Genomic DNA, 3,159 nt, shown 5'->3' with positions numbered 1-3,159 from the left:
CCGCGAGTGCGGAAACTGAAAAAATGGACTCGCGAATTTCAAAAGCCAAAGCGTATGGCCTATGGAAAATGCCGTCTCTATGGAAATCCGCAAAAAGCGCGGATTCCCACAGAGACTTGGAAAAGTCTCGCAAAAAGCAACGAGACTTTCCCACATTTCCCACAGGCCCTACTGGTCTTTCTTTTTCTGATGTCAAGACAAAAACACCCGGTAGCGAAAGCACCTTAAGAAGATCGATTTTCTGTCTAGACAATGGGGTACACCTTATAGCAACGCCTAGCAACGCCAGCACGAATTCAAACATAAGACATAGAACTATTAACTTTCGTCTCACAGTCATTCTCCGGAGCATTCCTAGATGCAGCTTAACGAATTAGACACCGGAATCCCACTTTGGTTTCATTCGGGCCGTGCATCCCTAAGAATTAAGGACTGATCATATTAAATCAAAAACTCTAATCGCGATTACATTTTGGGAATCGTTAAATTCTAGCTGCCCGCCTCATATTCCTGTTTCCCCGAGGTCCAACGATGTGCACGCAGACCTGGGATTCATCCGCTGCCAGTTTGACCATATCGATGATCTCGTCCTGGTGGGCATATTAGCCACGTGGAGATGCCGGTGCAAAAACCCGCATTCTGGACGAACGGCGTAACCGGAAACTACAGCCCTGACTGTCCAAGTCCCGATCTCGGAAGGTACGCGGCCATCGCTGTCGCTCACATGGCCGTGAAGTCGGCAACCCGGAAACTGGCATACGAGCCCGAAACGGAATTGGAGAAGTGGTGGTTCCAAGCCCGCGCAATGTTCGCGGAAGCCTTCCTGAAAAACTGAGAAAATTCCGAGTTTTCCCCAGCTGTTAGATGGATGTTAGATGGAAGTCCATTTTGGGCCTTTTTATTGGTCTATGGATTGGCTGTAAGTGATTGAGTGGTAAGTGGTACGCCTGGCGCGGTTCGAACGCGCGACCTTCGGTTCCGGAGACCGACGCTCTAGTCCATCTGAGCTACAGGCGCACTCTGTGTTTTCAACACCTTAGCGGGAGCAAAGCTTACCACCTCTCCCCCCGTGGTGTCCATATGGTGTCCATCACATAGCTGAGCGACCGCTCTCCGGCGCTCACTGGCGCCGGGATGGGAGTAGCGCATGGTCATCTCCACCGAGGAATGACCCATGAGCTCTTTAATCGTCGCGATGCCAACCCCTCGGGCATCCAGCCGCGTTCCGAAGGTATGGCGCAGGTCATGATAGCGGCAGTGTGGGATCCCCGAGCGCCGCAAAGCGGCACGGAATGCCGTCTTGACGTCGAAGAGCGGCTTCCCGGTCCTCGGGTTGAAAAACAAATAGCCGCCGCCATGACCCCGTAAATGCGCCTGCAGAGCGGCCTTCAGACGGGCGTTGAGTTCCACCTGAAGCCACTTGCCCCCCTTGCGCTCGACCGTCAGCACGTCATTGACAAGATCGACGTGCTTCGATTGCAGGGTTAAAGCCTCACGGAGACGAAGGCCAGCATTGGTCGCAAGCAGGATCGCCAGCCGAAGATGAGAAGCCGAAGCTACGAGTAGCCTCTCTTCCTCCTCTTCGCTCAGCACGCGCTCCGGCGGGCGGGGTTCCTTTAAGAACTTGACCCCACGCACTGGATTCGCTTCCGCATTTCTCCAATCGATAGCCTTGTTGAACATGTGTTTGAGCACCGCCAGCTCGCGGTTGATTGTGGCGTTTGCGACCGGCCCGTGCCGGTAAGTGACCGACTGCCGCCTTTCGTGGATGTATTTCTCCACGTGGAAGGGCTGGATCTGGTCCAACCGGTACCGTCTAAAGAACGGCACCAGGTGTAACAACCTGGTCGCATCAGCCGCAGCAGACCGCGACGATTTGTGAGCCTGCGAATACTGCAGAAACTCAGCCGCGAACGCCTCAAAGGAAGGGCAGGAAACCTGGCGCTTCAGTTGATAGCGCCCCCGAACGACATCACCCTGCCGGGCCTTCAGTGCATTCTCGGCATCGCGTCTGCAGACGCGGCCCACACACTCCCGAACCCGTTTCCCGTCCACGTAGAAATCAATGAAATACTTTCCACGCTTCAGGAAGATGCCCATCGCCAGTCTCACCCCCTCTCCGGGCGAGTCTGGGTTCGGCCTGCCGGGATGCTACCGAAGTCTCCGCGCCGATGCAATCGCAAAAACTCCTCGAAGTCGCCTGGATCGACGCGAACAAATTTGCCGACTTTCACGTGGGGCAGCACACGCCCGAAGATCCAGCCGTAGATAGTGGCAGGCTTCACCTGGAGGCAATCGGCTATATCTGGAACCGTCAAAAACCGTTCTGTCATTCCTGTTCCCTCGATCCCAAAGAGTCGGGTTTCTGGACATACTCCGATAAGGCCCCGTCGGCGATCGCCCGTCCTGGGTCAATATGCAATGAAATTTCCGGAGCACACGATGTCCTCACCCGAAATTCGAGCGCAATCCTCAGCGAGAGGAAGCAAGTCCCTATCCGCCAGCCCGTGCCGATCTCGGAAAGCATCCCAGGCCTTAAAACGGGCCATAGTCAATTTCTGCTGGATCTCAGACGCTAGGTGGTCGTACTGAGAAGGATCAGCGAAGGGCACGAGGCTCCTAAACATCTCCTCCGCACAACGCCCCCGCGGAGTATTTTCAAAGCGTCTCGTTTTCATATGGCTTTTCACTCGCTTCTACCCTCGGTGAGTTGGTTTAAAAAAACCTCTACTCCCTGCCAGCCGTGCCGCCTGGCGACTTCCAGCAATTCGCCTCTCGCCCCCGCTCTTACCACCATCCACCAGACTTCATCGCGGATGGTCCCCAGGCGCACAGCTTTGCTTATTTCCTCTTGAGCAAGCTCTGCATCAGTCTTCTCTCGACCGAGTCCCAGACGCTTCCGAAGACCGTTTCTGGACCACTGAAGCTGATGTCGGCCTTTGAACACGCTTGCGAATTCCACCCATAGCTGAGCCCAGCGGACATCCCCGGTGTTACGGTAACGGCGAAGGAGATCCCAGGGAGTGAGCCTTCCCTCTCTTCCTCTCTTTATGTGAGATTTGGTGATCTCATCTTCCAAACCCCATTTGGCCGCATAGCTGCCTGCAGCCTGTCCGCGCTGGATCTCGACGCCGCGCCTGTTTGGTTCCGGCAGCCCTA

General features: G+C 55.2%; 5 protein-coding genes and 1 tRNA gene. 2 read left to right on the top strand and 4 right to left on the bottom strand.

Translation table 11 applies throughout. The features are described 5' to 3' along the window. The coding region (locus tag LAP85_29770; protein MBZ5500598.1) for a hypothetical protein at positions 1-228 on the top strand (228 nt) is incomplete at its 5' end. Positions 229-622: 394 nt separating this feature from the next. Beyond that, on the top strand, positions 623-835 hold the full coding sequence (locus LAP85_29765) for a hypothetical protein (protein MBZ5500597.1): 213 nt from the start codon (positions 623-625) through the stop codon (positions 833-835). 104 nt (positions 836-939) lie between these two features. Here LAP85_29765 and LAP85_29760 read toward each other — a convergent pair. The 4 genes from LAP85_29760 to LAP85_29745 form a co-directional block, all read right to left on the bottom strand. After that, positions 940-1,017, bottom strand: a tRNA-Arg gene (locus LAP85_29760). After that, a complete protein-coding gene (locus tag LAP85_29755; GenBank protein MBZ5500596.1) occupies positions 994-2,112 on the bottom strand; it encodes a site-specific integrase in 1,119 nt (372 codons plus the stop codon). Before LAP85_29755 ends, LAP85_29760 begins: the two co-directional genes overlap by 24 nt. Next, the gene (locus tag LAP85_29750; GenBank protein ID MBZ5500595.1) at positions 2,109-2,333 is read right to left on the bottom strand and encodes a helix-turn-helix domain-containing protein; all 225 of its coding nucleotides are present in this window, start codon (positions 2,331-2,333) and stop codon (positions 2,109-2,111) included. The genes LAP85_29755 and LAP85_29750 overlap by 4 nt, the downstream gene beginning before the upstream one ends. 353 nt (positions 2,334-2,686) lie before the next feature. Then, positions 2,687-3,159, bottom strand: a 473-nt coding sequence (locus tag LAP85_29745; protein ID MBZ5500594.1) for a hypothetical protein, incomplete at its 5' end; no start/stop codon positions are given.

Source organism: Terriglobia bacterium (genome assembly GCA_020072565.1).
In the GTDB taxonomy this organism is placed as follows: domain Bacteria; phylum Acidobacteriota; class UBA6911; order UBA6911; family UBA6911; genus JAFNAG01.
Note: the sequence above shows the minus strand (reverse complement) of the source record. Positions and strands in the feature narration are given on the sequence as shown.